The sequence below is a fragment of the Saccharopolyspora sp. NPDC002578 genome, assembly GCF_053592695.1.
Map to the genome: position 1 here is coordinate 1 of NZ_JBSFWJ010000060.1, position 18,744 is coordinate 18,744.

The following is an 18,744-nucleotide window of genomic DNA, read 5'->3' on the forward strand; positions in this document are numbered from 1 at the left end:
TTGGGTCGGGTGGCGTACCCTCTGGTTTTTTGTGGGTGCGTTTTCTTTTTCCCGAGTGGCTCCGCCACGAGGGAAAAAGCTGTCCTCGCGAGAAGACACCTGAGAACCCGCCGGTGGTCGGCTTTTCGACGTGGGCTATGTGCTTCGCACATACAGGCACGGCCTTCGGCCGCAAGGCAGACTTCGCTTCGCTCGTCCAAGGCACGGCTTCGCCGCTAGGCATTGCTTTTGCTGCGCGGCGGAGTGGTGTGCGGGGGCGGGGGGTGTTGTCAGGGTTTGCGGAGGGCTTCGGTCAGTTTGACTCGGGCTCCGGTTCTGAGGATGGCGTTGGCGTAGATTCGGCCGCCCAGGCGGAGCAGGCCGGCCAGGGCGGCGATGCTCAGGAGCACGGCGACCGCGGACTCCCAGGGCTCGGCCACGCCCAGGGCGGTGCGCATCGGCATCAGCACCGGGGAGAAGCCGGGGACCAAGGACAGCGCGGCGCCCAGCGTGCTCTCCGGATCGTTCGGCAGCACGGTGAGGCCGACGACGAACGGGATCACCAGCAGCATGATCACCGGAGTGACCACGCTCTGCAGGTCCTCCTGGCGCGACACCAGGGATGCGGCGGCGGCGAGCACCGTGGCGTACAGGTAGAAGCCGAGCAGGAACCACACCAGCGCCCACAGCATGGTCCCGAGCAGCGCGGCGGAGGGCAGCGCCAGCACCCCGGCTCCGACGGCGACCGCGAGCCCGATCCCGCCGATCAGCACGAACTGCGCGAGCCCGGCCAGCCCGATCCCGAGCACCTTGCCCGCGAGCAGCTGGGTGGGGCGGATGGTGGAGAGCAGGATCTCCACGACGCGGCTCGTCTTCTCCTCCACCACGCCTTGCGCCACGGCCTGGCCGAACATGATCAGGAAGAAGTAGAGCAGCATCCCCGCGCCGACGGCCATGCCGAGCCGCTGGCCGCGCTGCGGGTCGTCGGGCTCCAGCGTCCGCACGTCCACCTGCGCCCCCGCCAGCACGGCTCGCACGTCCGCGGGGTCCAGCCCGGCCATCGCGAGCTCGGCGTCGAGGGCCTGCTGGCGCACCACCTCGTCCAGCGCCGTGCGCACCCCCGAATCGGGCGCGGTGCGCACGATGAGGTTCAGGGCGTCCGGTGCTCCGGCGACGAGCCCGTCCAGTTCGCCGTCGGCGACGAGCGCCTCCCCGGTGGCCTGATCCGGGATCCGGGTGCTCTCGACGGTGGTGCCGAGCCGGGCGGCGGTGCGTTCGAGGGGCGTCGCGACGGCGGTCGCCTGCCCGGTGAACCCGATCTTGGAAGTGGCCCCCTGCTGTCCGATGAAGAACATCAGCGCGGCGTAGCCGACCAGGATCGCGAGGATCGCGCCGGTGCTGATCAGGAAGGACCGGGTGCGGATCCGGGTGTTGACCTCGCGGCGGGCGACGGTCCACACGGTGCGCAGCGGACTCACGCGGCACGCTCCTCGGTGACGACGGTGCGGAACAGGTCGGTGAGGTCGGGCCGGTCGCGGCGGAACTCGTGCACCGGGCCCGTGGCGAGAGCGGCGCGCAGCACGGCCTGGTCGTCGGCGCCCTCGGCGAGTTCGAGGGTGGTGCGGCCGTCCCGGACGTCGAGGACGCGGACTCCGGCGAGCCCGTCGGCCCATCCCGCGGTGGCCAGCGGCGCGTGCACCACGAGCTTCGCTGCGCCCTGATCGCGCAGCTCGGCGACGGTGCCGCACGCGACGGTGCTCCCGGCGGCGACGATGCCGACCCGGTCGCAGAGCCGCTGCACCAGGTCGAGCTGATGGCTGGAGAACAGCACCGGGATGCCCCTGTCGCGGGTTTCGCGCAGCACGTCGCTCATCACCTCCACGGCCACCGGGTCGAGGCCGGAGAACGGCTCGTCGAGCACCAGCACGTCCGGTTCGTGCACGAGGGCCGCCGCGAGCTGCACGCGCTGCTGGTTGCCGAGGCTGAGCCGCTGCACCTGCTCCTCGCGCCGGTCCCGCAGGCCGAGCCGGTCGGTCCAGTGCGCGGCGGCGGACCGCGCGCGCTCGCGGCTCATGCCGTGCAGCTCCCCGAGGTAGGAGAGTTGTTCGGCGACCTTCATCTTCGGGTAGAGGCCGCGTTCCTCCGGCATGTAGCCGAAGCGCCTGCGGACGTCTAGGTCGAGCGGTGCCCCGCGGAAGCGCACCTCGCCCGAGTCCGCGGCGAGCACGCCGAGCGCGATGCGCATCGTGGTGGTCTTGCCCGCGCCGTTGCTGCCGACGAAGCCGAACAGCTCACCGGCGCCGACGGTGAACGTCATGTCGCGCAACGCGACGGTCTCGCCGTAGCGCTTGGAGATGCGGTCGATCTCCAGGCCGCTGTCCGCCACGTGCAACGCCTCCTCGGGTTCGTACCGCCTGCGAATCATCGTGCCGGACGAGGTGCGGGGATCGGTCCGGTTCGGGGCTTTCCGCGAGGTCGGGGCATGTCGGTTCGGTCACGGGCACCCGGTGCGGTGCCGGGACGCGGTCAGTCGAGCAGGCCGTGCAGGGCCTTGTCGACGAGGGCGGTCACCACGGGCAGCGCCTCCGCCCGAAGGTCCGGCCGCAGGCCCAGCCGGGTGCGCCGGTCGAGGACGTCGTCGGCGTCGAGCGCGCCTTCGTGGCGCACCGCCCACAGCACTTCGGCGGCGGTGAGCTCGGTGCCGGGCGCCACCGGTTCGGCGAGGTCCGGGTCCAGTTCGGCGAGCGCGGCCACCCGGCCCGCTTCGGTGCCGTAACGCGCCACGAGCCGCGGTGCAGCCTCGATCCGGTGCAGGTGCGCCCGGTCCGCGGCGCCGACCAGCGGAACGGCGGTGGTGCGGGACGGGCCCGCGGGCAGTCCGGCGGCGCGGACGGCGGTGTCCACGGCTTCGGCGGCCATCCGCCGGTAGGTGGTGAGCTTGCCGCCGACGACGGTGACCACCCCGTCCGGGGAGGTGCGCACCGCGTGCCTGCGGGACAGGTCGGCCGACGACGCCTTGCGCTTGCCCGCGGGTTCGTCCAGCAGCGGGCGCAGCCCGGCGAACGACCCCAGCACGTGCTCCCTGCCGAGCGGTGCGCCGAGCGCGCCGCGCACCGCGGTCAGCAGCTGGTCCACATCGGACTCCGGCACTCCCGGCACGGCGGGGATGGGGCCGTGCACCGGTTCGTCGGTCAGTCCCAGGTAGGCGGTGCCGTCGGATTGCGGCAGCAGCAGGAGGAAGCGCCCGGACTCGGCGGGCAAGGTCAGCGCGGTGCCGGTGAGCCCGGCGGCCTCGGCGTCGATGACCAGGTGCGAACCGCGCGAGGGGCGCAGCCGGACCTCCGGCGAGAGCTCCCCGGCCCACACGCCGGTCGCGTTCACCACGGCGCGCGCCGACAACCGCAGGTGCTGCCCGGTGCGCTGCTCGACGGTGTCCGCGCCGTCGCGATCCAGCGCGGTCGCGCGCACCCGGGTGAGCACTCGCGCGCCGAAACCGGCGGCGGTGCGGGCGAGCGCGACGACGAGCCGCGCGTCGTCGATGAGCTGCCCGTCGTAGCTCAGCAGCCCGCCGCGCAGCCCTTCGGTGCGCAGGCCCGGCACGAGCGCTCCCGCTTCGACGGCGGGGACGCGGCGCGGCGCGGGCAGCACCGCGGCCGGAGTCCGCGCGGCGCGGCGCAGCGCATCGCCCGCGTGCAGCCCGGCGGTGAGCACGGCCTCCGACTTCCGGGACACGGCCTCGTGCAACGGGATCAGCTGCGGCAAGGTGCGCACCAGGTGCGGCGCGGTGCGGGTCATCAGCACGTCGCGTTCGACGGCGCTCTCCCTGGCCGTCGCGAGGTCGCCGTGCGCGAGGTAGCGCAGTCCACCGTGGACGAGCTTGCTGGACCAGCGCGACGTTCCCCACGCGAGGTCGTCGGCTTCCACCAGCGCGACGCGCAGCCCGCGGGAGGCGGCGTCCAAGGCCACTCCGGCGCCGGTGACCCCTGCTCCGACCACCAGCAGGTCCAGCGTCTCGTCGGCCACCGCGGACAGCTCGGCGCCGCGGCGGGCGGTGTTCAGCGAGGTGGCGCGCAAGGAGCCTGCGGGCAGCGGCGTGGTGCTCATGGGGCCTCCGGGTGGGCAGGTCGGGCGGGGGCCGGGCGCAGCGCCGCGTCGAGCAGTGCGGCCAGTTCGCGGTTCATCGCGTCGGGGGCGGTTCCGGCGGTGAGGCGGGCGGAGAGCACGAAGGACTGGACGAGCAGCAGCAGCGCCCTTGCCTGCGCGGCGGGATCGGAGTGGCGCACCGAGCCGTCGACGTGCCCGTCGGCGAGGTAGTCGAGCAGGAAGCGCTCCGCGGCGAGCTGGGTGCTGCCGAGGCGTTCGACGAGGTAGGGCAGCAGCAGTGCGGCATCGGTGTCGAGGACCCTGCGCAGCAGCGGCGAGTCCTGGAGCTGCCGGACGGTGTCGAGGGTGGCGGTGACGAGCCGTTCGCGGGCGGTGCCGCTGCCCTCCTGTTCCCGCGCGTGGCGCAGGATCGCGCAGAAGTCCCTCGTCATCAAGGTTCCGACGAGGCTGCTGACGTCGGGGAAGCGCCGGTACAGCGTCATCCGGCTGATCCGGGCGCGGCGGGCGATCTCGGTGAGCGTGGTGCGCCGCACGCCGTGCGCGAGCACGCTGTCCCGCGTGGCGCGCAGGATCTCGGCGTCCTCGACGCGGTTCGCCGCCGTCCGGGAGGGCAGCCTCGGCCAGCCCGCGGCGCTGTGACGTTGCGACGTCATATGTAACACTGTACTGGTGAGCGAGTTGATCGACCACACCCTGCGAGGTGGCTGGACGCCCTCCGGGGCCGGTGCGGCCCCGTTGCCGGCGCACGCGCTGCGCTGGCTGTCCACGCGCATCGGGCTCGACGGGATCACCACGCCCGCCGCGCCCGCATCGCTGCTGGACGTGCCGGGCAGCGCGCTGCCGGAAGCGGCCCGCGCGGAGCTCGCGGAACTGCTCGGCGAGCACCAGGTGCAGACCGGGGCGACGGCCCGGCTGGGGCGCGCCGGTGGCTTGTCCTACGCGGACCTGGTGCGCCGCCGCGACGGCACGGACCTGGCGATCCCGGACGCGGTGCTGCTGCCCGCGGACCCGGCGCAGGTGCAGCAGGTGCTCGAGGTGTGCGTGCGCCACGACGTGGCCGTGGTGCCGTTCGGCGGCGGTACGTCCGTCGTCGGCGGGGTCACCGCGCTGCGCGGCGAGAAGTCGTCGGTCGTGGCGCTGGACCTGGCCGGGTTGGACCGGCTGATCTCCGTCGACCCGGTGTCGCGGATCGCGGTGCTGCAGGCGGGAGTCCGGGCGCCGGAGGCGGAGTCGTTGCTGGCGGCGCACGGTTTCACGCTGGGCCACTTCCCGCAGTCGTTCGAACGCGCCACCATCGGCGGGTTCGCCGCCACCCGCTCGGCCGGGCAGGCCTCGTCGGGTTACGGGCGGTTCGCGGACATGGTCGAGGGAGTGCGGGTGGCGACCCCGGTGGGCGAGTGGCGGCTCGGCTCCGCGCCCGCGTCGGCCGCCGGGCCCGACCTGCGCCAGCTCGCCGTCGGCGGGGAGGGGGCGCTGGGCGTCATCACCGAAGTGGCGCTGCGGGTGCGGCCCAAGCCCACCGAGATGCGCTACGAGGCGCTGGTGCTGGACGGCTGGCAGGCGGGCGCGGAGGCGGTGCGCGCGCTGGCGCAGCAGCGGGTCCTCGCCGACGTCACCAGGTTGTCCGATGTGGACGAGACCGCCGTGCAGCTGGAGCTCTCCGGCGGCGTGAAATCCCGCGCGCTGCGGACGTTGCTGCTGGGGCGGCGCATCGCCGAACCGTGCCTGCTGGTCCTCGGCTGGGAGTCCACCAGCGGCGCGGAGCTCAAGCAGCGCCGGGCGGCGACGTTGCGGGCGCTGAGCGGATTCCGCTCGCTGCGGCTCGGGCCGCGCGGCGGGGAAGCCTGGCACAGCAACAGGTTCGCGGGACCACGGCAGCGGGACGCGCTGCTCGACGTGGGCGTGTGCGTGGAGACGCTGGAGACCGCGACCTGCTGGTCCCGGCTGTCCGAGCTGCGCTCGGCGGTGCGCGCCGCGCTGGTGCGCGCGCTGGAGCACGACGGGCGGGCGCCGATCGTGATGTGCCACCTCTCGCACGCCTACGAAACGGGCGCCTCGCTGTACTTCACGGTGCTGGCGGCGCGCAGCGCGCAGGACCCGATCGGCCAGTGGCAGCGCGCGAAGGACGCGGCGACCGACGCCATCACCAAGCGCGTCCCCGGCCACGAGATGGGCCGCGGCACCCTCACCCACCACCACGCGGTGGGCGCGGACCACTTGCCGTGGCTCGAATCCGAGATCGGCTCGATCGGCACCACCGTCCTCGCCGCGGCGAAGCGGGCGGTCGACCCGACCGGAATCCTCAACCCCGGCAAGCTGATCCGCTGAGAACGCCAGAAGCGGACCGTTGAGCGGCGCTCGCGCGACCGGCACCGTATTCGTCTTGCCGTTCCAGGTGCGCGGTGTTCTTGCGCTGTGTCTTGTCAGCGGCGGAGCCGCTGAGCAGTGACCGGCTTGAGCAAGGCGACCACCGGCGGGTTCTCAGCGGCCTTCTCGCGGGGACAGCGATTTCGCTGTGTATGGACATACATGAGAAATCGATCCCGCAGCGAGAAGGCCGCTGAGGTTCCGCCACCCGACCGGCTACGCAGGCCAAGCTCACGGACTGAAAAAGGCCATCAGATCGTGACGAGCATCTTGCCGGTGTTCTTGCCCTGGAGGAGGCCGAAGAACGCTTCGGGGGCGTTGCGCAGGCCCTCGACGACGGTCTCCTCGTAGTGGATCTTGCCGTCGCGCACCAGCGGGGCGACGTCGGTGTGGAACTTCTCCCGCAGGTCGGCGTGGTCGATCACGATGAAGCCGCGGATGCGCAGGCGCTTCTTCACGATCTTGAACATGTTGCGCGGGCCGGGGGAGGGCTCGGCGTCGTTGTAGACGGAGATCGCCCCGCACGCCGCGATGCGGCCGAAGTCGTTGAGCTCGTCGATGGCCGCTTCCAGGTGGTCCCCGCCGACGTTGTCGAAGTACACATCGATGCCGTCGGGCGCCGCCTGCGCGAGCTGGTCGCGGACCGCGCCGTCCTTGTAGTTGAACGCGGCGTCGAAGCCGAGGTCCTCGGTGATGTGGCGGACCTTCTCGGCGGAGCCCGCGCTGCCGATGACCTTCGCCGCCCCGTTCTGCTTGGCGAGCTGGCCGACCAGCGAACCCACCGCGCCCGCGGCGCCGGAGACGAAGACGGTGTCGCCTTCCTTGAACTCGGCGATCTCGAACAGGCCCGCGTAGGCGGTCAGGCCCGGCATGCCCAGCACGCCCAGGTAGGCGTTGAGCGGCGCGGCGTCGCCGTCGACGGGCACGGCCCGCTTGGCGTCGAGCGTCGCGTACTCGCGCCACCCGAGGTAGTGCAGCACGTGCTGGCCGACCTCGAACTGCGGCGAGTTCGACGCGATGACCTCGCCGACGGCGCCGCCGTCGAGCGGCTTGCCGAGCTGGAACGGAGGCACGTAGGACTTGACGTCGTTCATCCGGCCGCGCATCGCCGGGTCGACGCTCATGACCTTGTTGCGGACCAGGATCTGGCCCTCGCCGGGAGCGGTCACCGGTGCGTCGGTGATCTCGAAGTTGTCCTGCGTGGGGAAGCCGTTCGGGCGGCTCGCGAGCCGGATTTCGACGCCGGTGTCCGGAAGTCCCTGGGTCGTCACGCTGGCCTCCATATACGAAACTGATTCGTGTCGGAAATAGTGTGTAGCAAGGGGTTCGCCGTCCACATGATGGCCGCGCGGGCAACGCCGTGCGCGGTGGACGCCCCTGCAGGGCAACCTTGCCGAAGACCGGATCATTCCCGGTTCGGCAGTGGCATCGCTAACGAAATCGAACCGCCGCCGCGGGGCCCGCTCACTCCGGGTTCTTGCCCCGGCGCAACGAGGGCGACCAGCGGGACTTCTCCAACGAGCGGCGCAACATCAGGTACGCCGACTGCACCGAGGCGATCAAGTCCTCCGCGCGGCCCGGCGCCACCCTGCGCTCCGGGGCGGGCATCGGCGTCACCCGCATCCAGCGCTCGTCCCACAGCGCCTGCATCGCGTGCTTCCAGCGCTTCTCCACCTCGTCGACGACCTCGTCGCGGACCTCGGCGGCCTCCTCGATCCGCACCGAGGCCGCCGCGACCTCCTGCGCCAGCCGGGCCGACTTCTCCCGCTCGTGCTCGCGCATCCGCTCGGCCGCGCTGGTCGCCGTCGCGATGAGCTCCTTGTACCGCGCCGACGCCGGAACCTCGCTCATCCCGCGCCCTCCTCGTCCGCGTTCCGCCGGGCCGCCGCCGGTGCGCCGGTCAGGTCGAACGGCAGCACCACCTCCGGCTGCGCGTGCACCGAGCGGTCGAAGAACAGGCCGCGCCGCGCGCGCGGCGACCAGTGCACCAGCTGCCCGGCGGCGAAGCTCGACAGCTCCTGGCCGTGCACGTCGAACGCCACCCACGCGCCGATCTCGTCGACCGGCCCCATCAGCGTCGTCTTCAGCCGCTGCGCGCTGCGCCACCAGCCCAGCACGTGCAGCCGCTGCTCCGGGCCCTGCTTGAGCAGTTTCCGCAGCTGGTCGAGGCCGCTGGTGAAGGTGCTGGGGTCCTTCTTCTCCATCGCCGAGTGCGCCGCGTCGACGCCGTAGCACAGCACGTACTCCGGGAGGCCGTCCGCGCTCTCGCTCGCGGCGCGGTCGTCCACCTTCGCGGCGAGCTCCGGGACGACCTTCACGGCCTGGTCCACCCCGTGGTGGACGTGCACCTCGTGGCCCAGCTCCACCAGCGCCTCGGCCAGGTCCGCGACGTCCGGCGCGACCTCCTCGACCAGGCCGAGCAGCGTGAACCGCACCTGGTGCGCCCGGTGCTGGCGGGCCAGCGACAACGCGGCCGCGCCCAGCACGCTCACCGCGTCCACCCGCACCGAGCCGATCACGGCGATGTTCCGGCCCGGCGAGCGGTCCATCCGCACGACCGCGGCCGTGCCGTTCACGTCGATCACCTGCCCCAGCAGCGCCTTCGCCGGGGCGGCTTCCGGTGACAGCCGGGTGAAGTCCGGCAGCGTGGACAGCGCGGGCAGCAGCGAACCGTCGAACAGCCGCGGTGGCACCGCGTTCTCCGGGCGCCGCTCCCACAGCCGGCGCTGCAGCTCGTCGAACGTGCCCTTCGCCGTGGAGTCCGGGATCCGCGCGACGTCGTTGCCGTGCTTGACCCCGGACTCGTGGTTGATCACCGCGTGCCAGCGCGGCAGCTCCAGCGCCGCCTCGTTCTGATCGGCCAGCACCCGGCGCGCCTTCGGCAGCGCGATGCGCAGGATGAACTGCTCGAAGATCGCCGGTTTGCCCCAGAACGCCTCGATGCCCGAGACGTCCTGGCTCGCCAGCACCAGGTGGATGCCCTGCGACCGGCCGCGCCGCGCCACGTCCTCCAGCAGCGAGGTGGCCTGCGCGGAGACCGTGTCGCGTTCGGCGAACAGGTACTGGAACTCGTCGATCACCGCCACGATCCGCGGCCAGCGGCCCTCCGGGTCCTCGGCGCGCAGCTCCTCCAGCTTCGTGACCTCGTGCGCCTTCGCAGCATCCGCGCGGCGGCGCATCTCGGTGGACAGGAAGCGCAGCAGCGCCAGCCCGAACTCGCGGTCCTCGTTGACGTTCACCCCGACCAGTTGCGCGTGCGGCAGCCACGTCGGATCCCGCCTGCCCGGCGTGAACTGCGCGAACGACACGCCCTCCTTGAAGTCCAGGAGGTACAGCTCCAGCTCGTCCGGCGAGTACCGCGCGGCCATGCCGCCGAGCATCGCGTACAGGAAGTTCGTCTTGCCCGATCCGCTCGGGCCGCCGATCAGCGTGTGCGGGCTCGCGTCACCGAGCGTCACCTTCACCGGCTCGCCCTCGTGGAACCCCGCCGGAGCCTGCAGTCCCGAAGCGGAGCGCTGCGCCCACAGCGGCTCCGGCACCAGGTCCTCGAACGTGCGGACCCGCGACCGGCGCGCGATGAACTCGGTGGCGATCGCCGAGCACGCCTTGGTCACCGCTTCCCGCGACGGCGCCGCGTCCAGCCGCACCACCGCTTCCGGCCCGGTCATGCTGGTCCGGGCCTCCTCGGCGCGCAGGGTGACCGACTCCACCGAGCTGTTCACCGTCATCGGCAGGTCGGCCACGATCAGCTGCACGCCGCAGGCCAGCCCGTTGCGCGCCACCCGCTGCAGCTGCTGCTGCTGTTCCTCGCGCAGCGGTTCGCCGTCGCCGAACAGCACCGCGATGCGCCACGGCTCGTCGCGCTGCCCGGTCTCCTCGGCCAGCGCCCGCAGCGAGATGTGACCGCCGTTGAGCGCGCTGGTGTGGATCCGGCGGATGTGGTCGGAGAGCTCCTCCAGCATCTCGCCGAGCCGCGTCGGATCGTGCGCCGTGAGCAGGCCCGCGTTCGTCAGCGGGTACAGGCCGGGCAGCGTGCCGGTCAGCTGCGCCACGTCCCACACGTGCACCCGGACCAGGCCCGGCTTGTAGTGGCTGAGCACGCGCAGCACCAGGTTCTGCACCAGCGCCTCGCGCGCGTCGCCGGTCTGCTTGTTCGAGGTGATCCGCAGGTGCGCCTCGTCGAGCAGCGGCACGGCCACCGGGAACGGCCGCGGGTCGGGGGAGCCGGGCACGTGCCCGGTGCCGACGCGCCAGAGCTGCGGTGGCCGGGAGCTCGCGTCCGCGGTGCCGGGTTCGCCCAGCCATTCCGGCCACGGGCGGCCGGCGATCCCCGGCGCGGCCTCGGCGACCAGCGCGGCCAGCTGGTCGGGGCCCTGCCCGGTCCAGCCGGTGAAGATCTGCTCGCGCTCGGTGCGCGCCTCGTGCATCGCGCCGTCGAACATCGGGCCGGGTTCGCCGCCGACGATCGACGGGTCCCGCTCGGCCCTGGCCAGCCCGGCGGCGGCGATGCGCTGCGCGTACTCCTGCTGGGCGTAGGCGGAGCAGACCCGGTCGAACTCGTTCTCGGCTGCGCCGAGGGCGGTCGCGACGGTGCTCCGCAGGTGCTCGAAGGCCGTTTCGATGCTGCTACGCCGCTCGTTGCGTTTGCGCACACCCCACCTCGGCACCTGGTGTTACAGACCGTGAGGAAACTACCACTCGGAAGTTTCCGTTCATGGGTCGTGGTGGCGCGGAGCACCGCGCCTCGGCTCCGCTGCCGCCGATCGGCGGTGACCCCGGCGGCACGCGGCTCACAGTCGCATCGCGAACGCGCGCAAGGTCTCGACCACGTGCGAGAGCGTGGTCAGCGTGCGTTCCAGTTGGTCATCGGCCCTGCTCAGCTCCGGCGGCACCACCGTCTCCGGATGATCCGGATCCAGGCGGGTCAGCGCGGCCTGCGTCTCCGACAGGGCGCGCCGTCCGGTGGTCAGCTGCTGCCGGGCCTCGTCGAGCTTGGCCTCGGTGTCGCGCAGCGCGGCCACCAGCTCCGTCAGCGACGACACGTCACAGCCGTCCAGCCCAGCCGTCGGCCGCCTCGATGCTGTTGCTGATCGAGCTCTTCAGCAGGTCCAGGTTCTGGCCCGCGTCCACCAGCATGTTGCGCGCCTGCAAGATCTCGTCGTGCCCGCTGCCCTGGATGGCCTGGCTCAGCAGGCCCTGCGCCTCGTCCAGGGCGAGGCGTGCCTGCCCGAGCGACCCGAGGGCTTCATCGGCCTTCGACTTGGCTTGAGCAACTCCGTTGCGAACCTCTTCGACGCTCGCCATCTGCAGCCAACCTTCCGGGGTACTGATCAGGGGTGTGTCGATCCACAAGTTAGCGTCCGCCACTAGTCCGTTCGCGGGCAGGGCGGGCGATGTTGATCAGGGATGGCAACCGCTGCGGAGATCGTTCCGGCGCTCGCCGGGACGACCTCGGTGAGCACGCGCGCGACCTCGCCGAGCGTTCATCGCGCGGGCTGCCGCTCCGCCGTGCCGGGTGCGGGCGCGGCCACGCTGAGCTCCACCGCGGCGATCCCCGACGGCGGTGTCGGAGCCGCGGACCACCGGGACACCACCGACCCCTCGTCCCGGCGCAACCGGGACCAGCCGTTGCCGCCGAGCACCTGCACCGCGTTCGCCACGATCTCCGCGGGCTCGCCCAGCGACGGGCCCAGATCCAGCACGATCCGCACCACCGGGGGGCGCTCGGTCCAGTCGGTGATCGTCGAACGCCCGGACAACCTGCTCGCCAACGCGCGCGCCGGCCACTCCGCGCCCGCCCGGCGCTCGGTCACCACGTCCACCAGCAGCGCCAGCCGCGGGCGCGGCCTGCCCTGCTCGTCGACATCGCTGAGCACCGGCTCCGGTGCGGGAGCGGGCTCGTCCGGATCGTCGAGCCGGAGGTCGAAACCGGAACCGTCCGGCAGCTCCGAACCGGCCCACGCCTCGACCAGCAACCGCTCGCCGCCGCGCACCAGCGCCTCGACCAGGTCCGGATCGTCGATCACCGTCCATGCCGTCGGCGGTTCGCACGCCACCCGGTGCCCGCCGTAGCGGGGACCGAGATCGCGCAAGAACGTCCGCACCGCGCGCGCCAGCGCCGCCGGACCCGCCTGGGTGCCTGGTTCGGACGTCGAGACGCCGACCGTGACCGACCAGCAGCCCGGTTCCTCGTCGGAGCAGTCGCCGGATTCCACGATCCGGCCACCGACCTGGCGCAGCAGTGCACGGCACGCGTCGCGTGCGGAACGGTCGTCGTCGGCGCCCACGACGACGGTGATGAGCAGTTCCAGCCCGGATTTCTCAACCATCGCCGGGGCATTGTCGCGCATCCGGTACCCCGGAACGAAGGGTTGATCAGGTGAACCACGTCGCCGTCCCGCCTACCGGGAGGTGCCCGCGGCGGGGCCGGGCGGACGCGGACGGCGCACCGGCCCTTCCCGGTCGGGCGAGCGGGGTCCGATCGCTCACGCGGCGCGACCACCCCGGCCCGCCCGCTGGGCGGAACGTGCGACGGCCCCTCCGCTCGTGGAGCGGAGGGGCCGTCGTCGCGCCCAGGGACCTCAGGCGGTCGTGTCCCGGCCGGTCATGCCGCCGCCCGAACCGCCGCTTCCGGAGCCGCCGCTGCCCGAACCGCCGGAGCCGCTGCCGCGCGTCGAGGAGCTCTGCTCGCCCGACCGCTGGTGCTTGCCGCCGCCGGTCTGGTCCTGCACGTCGAACCGCTCGCGCCGGACCTCGTCCTGCACGGTCCGCTCCTCCGTGACCAGCTCGGTGCGCAACCGCAGCCGCTCCACCGGCACCGACTCCTTCGTGACCATCGGACGGTCCTCGTGCAGCACGACCTCCTGCTCGTCCTCGCTGAGCGACGAGGTGGCCGGCATCGAGCCGCGCTCCGACTCGCCGATCGGCTCCCGCTCGATGCGCACCTCCTCGTGGCTGATCGGCACCGTGACGGTCTGCTGCTCGGTCACGACGTACTTGCGCACCCGGACCCTGCCGGACTCGATCTGCTCGGTGTTCACCCGCAACCGCTCCTCGGAGCGGGTCATCGACTTCATGCCCGCGGCGTCACCGCTGGCCGTGGCCGACCCCGACGCGGCCGTCGTGCCCGAGCCGGTGCGGGTGCCGCTGCCGGACGTGGTCCCCGTCGTGGAGCGGGTGTCCTGCTCGGTGGCGCCGCTCGACGTCCGCCCACCGGCCATCGCCGCGCCGCCCGCCGCCATGCCGCCGGCCGCGGCGCCCGCGGTGCCGGTCTGCTTGCCGGATTCGGCCTCGGCCGCCCCGGTCTGCTGCGGCACGTCGCGCTGTTGTTGCTGCGGCGACGTCGAACCCTGCTGCAGGCCGTAGTAGTCGTAGAGGTCGTGGCCCTCCTTGTCGGAGAGGTGGCCCTGCTCGGCGTCGACCCGCGGGGCGTCGCGGACCTTCTCCTTGGTCACCCCGACGTTGATGCCCTTGTCGCCGCGTTCGGCGCCGGACAACGGCACGAAGCTCTCCTTGGTGCCGAACAATCCCGTGCGGACCGTGACCCATTCCGGCTGGTGGTTGGCGTCGTCGACGTAAACGTTGCCGACCCGGCCGATCCGGTCGCCTTCCCGGTCGTACACCTCGCTGCCGATGAGGTCCTGTGCACGCTTAACGTCCTTCATGACTACCGCCTCACTCGTCTGCTGGTTCGCAGCCCGGGCTCGTCGCTTCGGCCGGGAGCGCGAATGCGCTGGGCGATCCGGCCGCTGTGCGGTGCCGCGTACTCACGTTGTGCCCGGCCGGGGCGGGCCGCAATCGGTTTCGCAGCGCACTTCACGCATGTGGGTGAGGGCGGTGCCGGGATCCAGGCGGAATGTGATCAGCACGTCGCAGTGGGGGCGACGAACGAGTAATAACAACCGCGCTTACGAGTGATCGCGTGACCAGGACGGTCAGGTGTTGAGCTCCCGGCCCACGAAGGTCAGCACCTCGTCGACGACCTCGGCCCGGTTCGTCTCGTTGAACAACTCGTGGCGGGCGCCGGGGTAGACGTGCTCGTAGAAGTCCAGCCCCCGCACCCGGTCGATGCCGGTTCGGGTGTCGGCCTCGGGGACCAGTTCGTCGTCCTCGCCGTGCACCCACAACGTCGGCAGCCGCAGCGCCGGGCCGTCGTTCACCGCCTCCAGGCAGCGGTCGATCATGCGCAGCGTGGCCCGCTTGAACGAGCCGTGCCACACCAGCGGATCGGCCTCGTACTCCCGGCCCACCTCGGGGTCGCGGGACAACGTCGACGGATCGATCGGTGCCTGCGGGATCTCGTCGCACTCCAACAGGTCCAGCACGTGCCAGGTGCCCAGGACCGGCCCCGACAGCACCACGGCCGCCAGCTCGTCCTGGTGCTCCTGCGCGAACCGCACCGCGAACATGCCGCCCAGGGAATGCCCGATCAGCACCACCGGCAGCTGCGGGTACCGCTCGGAGACCTCGCGGCGCACCGCGTCGAGATCGGCGACGACCTGCTCCGCGTCGCTGATCAGGACCCGCTCGCCCGGCGATTCCCCGTGCCCCGGCAGGTCCGGCGCGACGACCACCGCGCGCGCCGATACGAGCTGCTCCGCGAGCCACTGGTACCGACCCGAATGCTCGCCGTAGCCGTGCACCACCAGCGCGATCCAGCCCGGCGCGCGCCCGGACCACTCGCGCACCATTCGCTCGCCCCTCGGGCCTGCGACGGACCGCTGAATTGCCTCGATCATGGGTATCACCCCAGCACAACAGGTCCGACAAGGCCAGCACCGGCAAGGGCCCGTCCTCGGCTCGGGACGTTCGGGCCGGGCGGTGCGCGCACGACGATGCCCGGCGCCGCCGTGGCGCCGGGCACCGATCCCGATCAGGAGTGGTAGGCGCTGTTCTCGATCGCCCCGAACCCGCACACCGAGCCGAGGTCCCAGCTCACCGTCAGCGGATCCCGCTCGTCGGGCGGCGTCACCAGGGCGCTGACCGGTTTCGGCTGGCACGGGCCCTGTTCGGACTCGCCCTCGTGCGGGACGGCGGTCCAGTGCAACGTGGAGCTCGCGGACTGCCCCGGGGCCAGCCGCACCACCTGCGGGCCGGGGCTCGGGGTCCGCTCCATCTTCGTCGGCACTTCGGCGTCGTCCGCGCCGAGCAGCTGCATGCCGCCGTAGCCGTAGACCGTGCAGGCCTCGCCGCTGGTGTTGGTCAGCGTGAGCTCCGCGTACCGCTGGCCCGCGCCCGACTCACCGTGCTGCACGGCGCCGGAGAGCATCGAGGTGTGGCAGCGCTCCACCTGGCTGCGGGGCTCGGCCGCGGCCTGCCCGGAAGCCGCCGGGCTGCTCTCCGCCGCCGGGGACGGAGCAGCCGCCGCGGACGGCTCCTGGGCCTGCGAGGCGCCGGGAAGCGGAACGGTCGGCAGCGGCGCGTCGGACACCTGCGGGCTCTGCGCCTGGTTCGTCATGGAGCCGCAGCCGCCGAGCAGTGCCGCGCCCAGCGCCACCGCCGTCACCTGGCAGATCCGGTTCGTCTTGCTGGGCTTCCGGCCATCCAGTCGTTGCGAGAACACCGTTGACCACCTCCATCGGCCGCCTCGTACGGCCCGTCGTCGCTATCCGGTCCGCTGTTCTGAAGACGTCTGGCGCCACAGGTGGTTGCACGTCTTGTGCGGTCCGCCCGGAGTTCCCCCGGATGGAGGCGCCGCCCGTTCGGGCCGCCCCCACTGTGCCGCCGCCCGATCCGGTCCGCGACCTGCGCCGTCGATCGGTTCGGGAGCAGTGCTTGATCGTGATCGGCGATCGCGCCGCTGGGGAGCGCGACATGATCACCGGGCGCGGAACAGGACCGATCGGGTGGCGCTCTTGACCTGAACGGCGGAACTCGGTGATCGTTGACCTTCGATACGTTGGCTATGAGAACTGTCCCCGGTCGGCGGAGAACGACGTTCCTCGCTTTCGGAAAGAAATGCCGGCGCCGGGGCCGGCGGAACAGACCGCGAAGAGAGACGAGACCGCCGATCCGGTTCGTGTGGCGTGACTCGCGCACCGGACCGCATCCGGTGAAGTGAGGGGGTTCGGGGATGGCGAGCATTCCAGGAATCGATGTCGCGCGATATCAAGGAGAACCGGACTGGGCCGCCGTTCGCGGCGCCGGATTCGCGTTCAGCTACATCAAGGCGACCGAAGGCGTCGGCTATGTGAGCCCGACGCTGGATTCACAACTCGGCGGGGCTCGCGCGGCCGGGCTGGTGACCGGGCTCTACCACTTCGCCCGGCCGGACACGAACTCGCCGCAGGCGGAGGCCGCCGACTTCGCCGGGCAGCTGGCCCGGACCAACTCCAGCGGCGCGGGGAACCTGCCGCCGTGCCTGGACATGGAGACCGAGGCCGCTGACCTCGGGGCGTGGATCAAGGGCTTCGTGGACGCGTTGCGCGGCCACACCGGGCGCAACGAGGTCGTCGTGTACGCCTCCTCGTCCTGGTTCAGCGACAAGCTGGCCACCGACTCGTGGGTCGACCCGGGCGTGTTCCTGTGGGTCGCGCACTACGGGCAGCCGCCGGGACAGCCGGGCTTCCTCACCGATCGGGTGGCGATCCACCAGCACGCTTCCGACGGGCAGGTGCCCGGGATCGCCGGTGCGACCGACCTCAACGTGTCGCTGGTGGACCTGCCGGTGCTCACCGGCGGCACCGCGCCGCCGCCGGCGCCGCCCGCTCCGCCCGCGCCCGAGACCTACGTGGTGCAGCCGGGGGACACGCTCTCCGGGATCGGGGCGAAGGTCGGCGTGGCCTGGCAGTCCATCGCGCAGGCCAACGGCATCAGCGACCCGAACCTGATCTACGTGGGACAGGTCCTGCGCATTCCCCGCTGACGCGCGGGCTCGTTCGTCCCGGGTGAATCCCGGTTGGTCTCTCACCGTTCTCGCGAGGGACCGACCGGGGCACGCCGGTGGGCGCGAGATCAGGTGAGGACGGGGGCGCGGGCGAGCACCGCGCCGAGGCCGTAGGCCAGTCCCATGACGGCGAGCTCCGCCGCCGCCCAAGCGATGAGCGCGGTTCGCCGGTGGCGTTCCACGCGGGGCAGCAGCCGGTACCGGGCGTGGCCGCCCAGGCCGGCGAGCAGCGCGAGCAGGACGGTTTTGAGCAGCACGATCCGCCCGTAGCCGGTGGTCACGAGGCCGTCGAGTCCGCTGCCGGTGGCCGTGAGCTCGGTCAGGCCGTTGAACAGGCCGGATGCCGCGACCGCGAGGATGGCGGCGGTCGCGAGCCGCGAATAGCGCGGCAGCGCGGTGGCCAGCTGGCCCCGGTGCGGGGCGACGAACAGGGCGACCGCGGCGAGTCCGCCCGCCCAGACGGCGGCGGCGAGCACGTGCAGCTGCACCGAGATCATGCTCAGGTTGTGGTACTCCCAGTCGGTGGCGTGCCCGGTCAGCGGCATCGGCAGCAGGCCGAGCAGGGCGAGCACGGCGCGCAGGTCGTCGGTGGACCCCTCGTTCGCGGGGCCGCCGCCTGCGGTCCGGCCGTCGCGCACGACGCCGATCAAACCGAGGGCCGCGCAGCCCGCGGCGCACACCGCGCTCAGCGCCAGCGCCGTTCCGGCGGGCACGCCGCTGATGTACCCGGCGACGTCCTCGGCACTCGGGGTGCCGCCGAGGAGTTCGGCGGCGTAGAGCACCAGCAGCAGCAAGGCGCAGGCCAGCCAGGCGAGTGCCGTGATCACCGCGGTCCGCCGGGACAGCGCGAGGTGCCTGCGGGCGTGCCTGCCGCGGTCGGGGACCAACCTGGGCAGCAGGCCAAGTCCGACCGTCGCGACGGCCGCGAGGTCGAGCAGCGCCCGCACCGGTGGTGCGATGAAGCGGGTGGCCGTGTCGGGCGCGGCGAGGCCGGGCACTTCGTCGGCGCCGATGTGGGCCGCGGCGGCGAGCGCGGCGGCCGAGGCGAGCACCACGGGGGCGATGGCCGCGATGCGGACCCCGTTCCCCGAGGTCTTGCGGCCGGGAGCGGCTCGCCCGGATCGGTGGTGGTCGGGGCCGGTCCCGGTGTCGGCGGACATCGCAGCATCGTCGCACCTGGTCGAGATGTGCCGGGGTCCGCGGTGACCGGGAACGGTTCAGCGTGTTGGCCCGATCACGATTCCGCCGGAATAGTTGATCTTGAATGTGGCTCGGGCGTTCCGCTGGCGTGCGGTTATTCCTGCGGCATAACGATTTCCGCGGGTTCGGATCCGCTGCCTCCGCGTGACGTGAAACCATCGTTCGTTGTGTTGCTGACAAAGGTCTCAGCGGGGTTGTTCTACAGTCGT

The 18,744-nt window shown here is 72.4% G+C and carries 16 protein-coding genes; 2 read left to right on the forward strand and 14 right to left on the reverse strand.

From position 1 onward, the window contains the following. Nucleotides 1-269: 269 nt before the first annotated feature. The 4 genes from ACWD38_RS23270 to ACWD38_RS23285 form a co-directional block, all read right to left on the reverse strand. Complete coding sequence (locus ACWD38_RS23270; protein WP_343071164.1) at nucleotides 270-1,457, reverse strand: ABC transporter permease; 1,188 nt, start codon at nucleotides 1,455-1,457, stop codon at nucleotides 270-272. Then, complete coding sequence (locus tag ACWD38_RS23275; RefSeq protein ID WP_450124898.1) at nucleotides 1,454-2,365, reverse strand: ABC transporter ATP-binding protein; 912 nt, start codon at nucleotides 2,363-2,365, stop codon at nucleotides 1,454-1,456. The genes ACWD38_RS23270 and ACWD38_RS23275 overlap by 4 nt, the downstream gene beginning before the upstream one ends. Before the next feature lie 140 nt (nucleotides 2,366-2,505). Then, nucleotides 2,506-4,083, reverse strand: a complete 1,578-nt coding sequence (locus tag ACWD38_RS23280; protein ID WP_246456647.1) for a glycerol-3-phosphate dehydrogenase/oxidase — start codon at nucleotides 4,081-4,083, stop codon at nucleotides 2,506-2,508. Next, on the reverse strand, nucleotides 4,080-4,736 hold the full coding sequence (locus tag ACWD38_RS23285; protein WP_184476430.1) for a TetR/AcrR family transcriptional regulator: 657 nt from the start codon (nucleotides 4,734-4,736) through the stop codon (nucleotides 4,080-4,082). Before ACWD38_RS23285 ends, ACWD38_RS23280 begins: the two co-directional genes overlap by 4 nt. A gap of 16 nt (nucleotides 4,737-4,752) precedes the next feature. Here ACWD38_RS23285 and ACWD38_RS23290 point away from each other — a divergent pair, with 16 nt between their 5' ends. Further along, on the forward strand, nucleotides 4,753-6,411 hold the full coding sequence (locus ACWD38_RS23290) for an FAD-binding protein (protein ID WP_184476432.1): 1,659 nt from the start codon (nucleotides 4,753-4,755) through the stop codon (nucleotides 6,409-6,411). Between the two features lie 290 nt (nucleotides 6,412-6,701). On the opposite strand, the gene ACWD38_RS23295 is transcribed toward ACWD38_RS23290, so the two are convergent. The 9 genes from ACWD38_RS23295 to ACWD38_RS23335 all read right to left on the reverse strand — a co-directional run bounded on the left by ACWD38_RS23295 (nucleotide 6,702) and on the right by ACWD38_RS23335 (nucleotide 16,012). After that, entirely contained in the window at nucleotides 6,702-7,721 is a 1,020-nt protein-coding gene (locus ACWD38_RS23295) for an NADP-dependent oxidoreductase (RefSeq protein WP_343071165.1), read from the reverse strand. A gap of 193 nt (nucleotides 7,722-7,914) precedes the next feature. Then, nucleotides 7,915-8,301, reverse strand: a complete 387-nt coding sequence (locus ACWD38_RS23300) for a hypothetical protein (protein ID WP_184476436.1) — start codon at nucleotides 8,299-8,301, stop codon at nucleotides 7,915-7,917. Further along, entirely contained in the window at nucleotides 8,298-11,102 is a 2,805-nt protein-coding gene (locus tag ACWD38_RS23305) for an FtsK/SpoIIIE domain-containing protein (RefSeq protein WP_184476438.1), read from the reverse strand. The genes ACWD38_RS23300 and ACWD38_RS23305 overlap by 4 nt, the downstream gene beginning before the upstream one ends. 138 nt (nucleotides 11,103-11,240) lie before the next feature. Next, nucleotides 11,241-11,492 carry a hypothetical protein gene (locus ACWD38_RS23310; protein WP_184476440.1) on the reverse strand — a complete coding sequence of 84 codons (252 nt, stop codon included), beginning with the start codon at nucleotides 11,490-11,492 and terminating at the stop codon, nucleotides 11,241-11,243. A 1-nt stretch (nucleotide 11,493) separates the two neighbouring features. Beyond that, nucleotides 11,494-11,754, reverse strand: a complete 261-nt coding sequence (locus tag ACWD38_RS23315; protein ID WP_184476442.1) for a hypothetical protein — start codon at nucleotides 11,752-11,754, stop codon at nucleotides 11,494-11,496. 179 nt (nucleotides 11,755-11,933) lie between these two features. Continuing rightward, on the reverse strand, nucleotides 11,934-12,779 hold the full coding sequence (locus tag ACWD38_RS23320; protein ID WP_184476443.1) for a hypothetical protein: 846 nt from the start codon (nucleotides 12,777-12,779) through the stop codon (nucleotides 11,934-11,936). Between the two features lie 252 nt (nucleotides 12,780-13,031). After that, nucleotides 13,032-14,114, reverse strand: coding sequence for a DUF2382 domain-containing protein (locus ACWD38_RS23325; protein WP_450124899.1), 1,083 nt, complete (start codon nucleotides 14,112-14,114; stop codon nucleotides 13,032-13,034). 270 nt (nucleotides 14,115-14,384) lie between these two features. Further along, nucleotides 14,385-15,140 (reverse strand): alpha/beta hydrolase, encoded by a 756-nt coding sequence (locus ACWD38_RS23330; protein ID WP_246456648.1) that lies wholly within the window; start codon nucleotides 15,138-15,140, stop codon nucleotides 14,385-14,387. A gap of 182 nt (nucleotides 15,141-15,322) precedes the next feature. Next, complete coding sequence (locus ACWD38_RS23335) at nucleotides 15,323-16,012, reverse strand: DUF4232 domain-containing protein (RefSeq protein ID WP_343071166.1); 690 nt, start codon at nucleotides 16,010-16,012, stop codon at nucleotides 15,323-15,325. Between the two features lie 510 nt (nucleotides 16,013-16,522). On the opposite strand from ACWD38_RS23335, the gene ACWD38_RS23340 reads away from it, so the two are divergent. Beyond that, complete coding sequence (locus tag ACWD38_RS23340; protein ID WP_184476449.1) at nucleotides 16,523-17,314, forward strand: GH25 family lysozyme; 792 nt, start codon at nucleotides 16,523-16,525, stop codon at nucleotides 17,312-17,314. A gap of 89 nt (nucleotides 17,315-17,403) precedes the next feature. Here ACWD38_RS23340 and ACWD38_RS23345 read toward each other — a convergent pair whose 3' ends face one another. Next, on the reverse strand, nucleotides 17,404-18,495 hold the full coding sequence (locus tag ACWD38_RS23345; protein ID WP_450124900.1) for a copper resistance D family protein: 1,092 nt from the start codon (nucleotides 18,493-18,495) through the stop codon (nucleotides 17,404-17,406). Nucleotides 18,496-18,744: the final 249 nt, after the last annotated feature.

Excerpts from the sequence above, each read along its gene's own strand:
- ACWD38_RS23280 (WP_246456647.1), bottom strand. The coding sequence starts at position 4,083 with ATGAGCACCACGCCGCTGCCCGCAGGCTCCTTGCGCGCCACCTCGCTG.
- ACWD38_RS23285 (WP_184476430.1), bottom strand. The coding sequence starts at position 4,736 with ATGACGTCGCAACGTCACAGCGCCGCGGGCTGGCCGAGGCTGCCCTCC.
- ACWD38_RS23300 (WP_184476436.1), bottom strand. The coding sequence starts at position 8,301 with ATGAGCGAGGTTCCGGCGTCGGCGCGGTACAAGGAGCTCATCGCGACG.
- ACWD38_RS23315 (WP_184476442.1), bottom strand. The coding sequence starts at position 11,754 with ATGGCGAGCGTCGAAGAGGTTCGCAACGGAGTTGCTCAAGCCAAGTCG.
- ACWD38_RS23320 (WP_184476443.1), bottom strand. The coding sequence starts at position 12,779 with ATGGTTGAGAAATCCGGGCTGGAACTGCTCATCACCGTCGTCGTGGGC.
- ACWD38_RS23325 (WP_450124899.1), bottom strand. The coding sequence starts at position 14,114 with ATGAAGGACGTTAAGCGTGCACAGGACCTCATCGGCAGCGAGGTGTAC.
- ACWD38_RS23330 (WP_246456648.1), bottom strand. The coding sequence starts at position 15,140 with ATGGTGCGCGAGTGGTCCGGGCGCGCGCCGGGCTGGATCGCGCTGGTG.
- ACWD38_RS23340 (WP_184476449.1), top strand. The coding sequence starts at position 16,523 with ATGGCGAGCATTCCAGGAATCGATGTCGCGCGATATCAAGGAGAACCG.
- ACWD38_RS23345 (WP_450124900.1), bottom strand. The coding sequence starts at position 18,495 with ATGTCCGCCGACACCGGGACCGGCCCCGACCACCACCGATCCGGGCGA.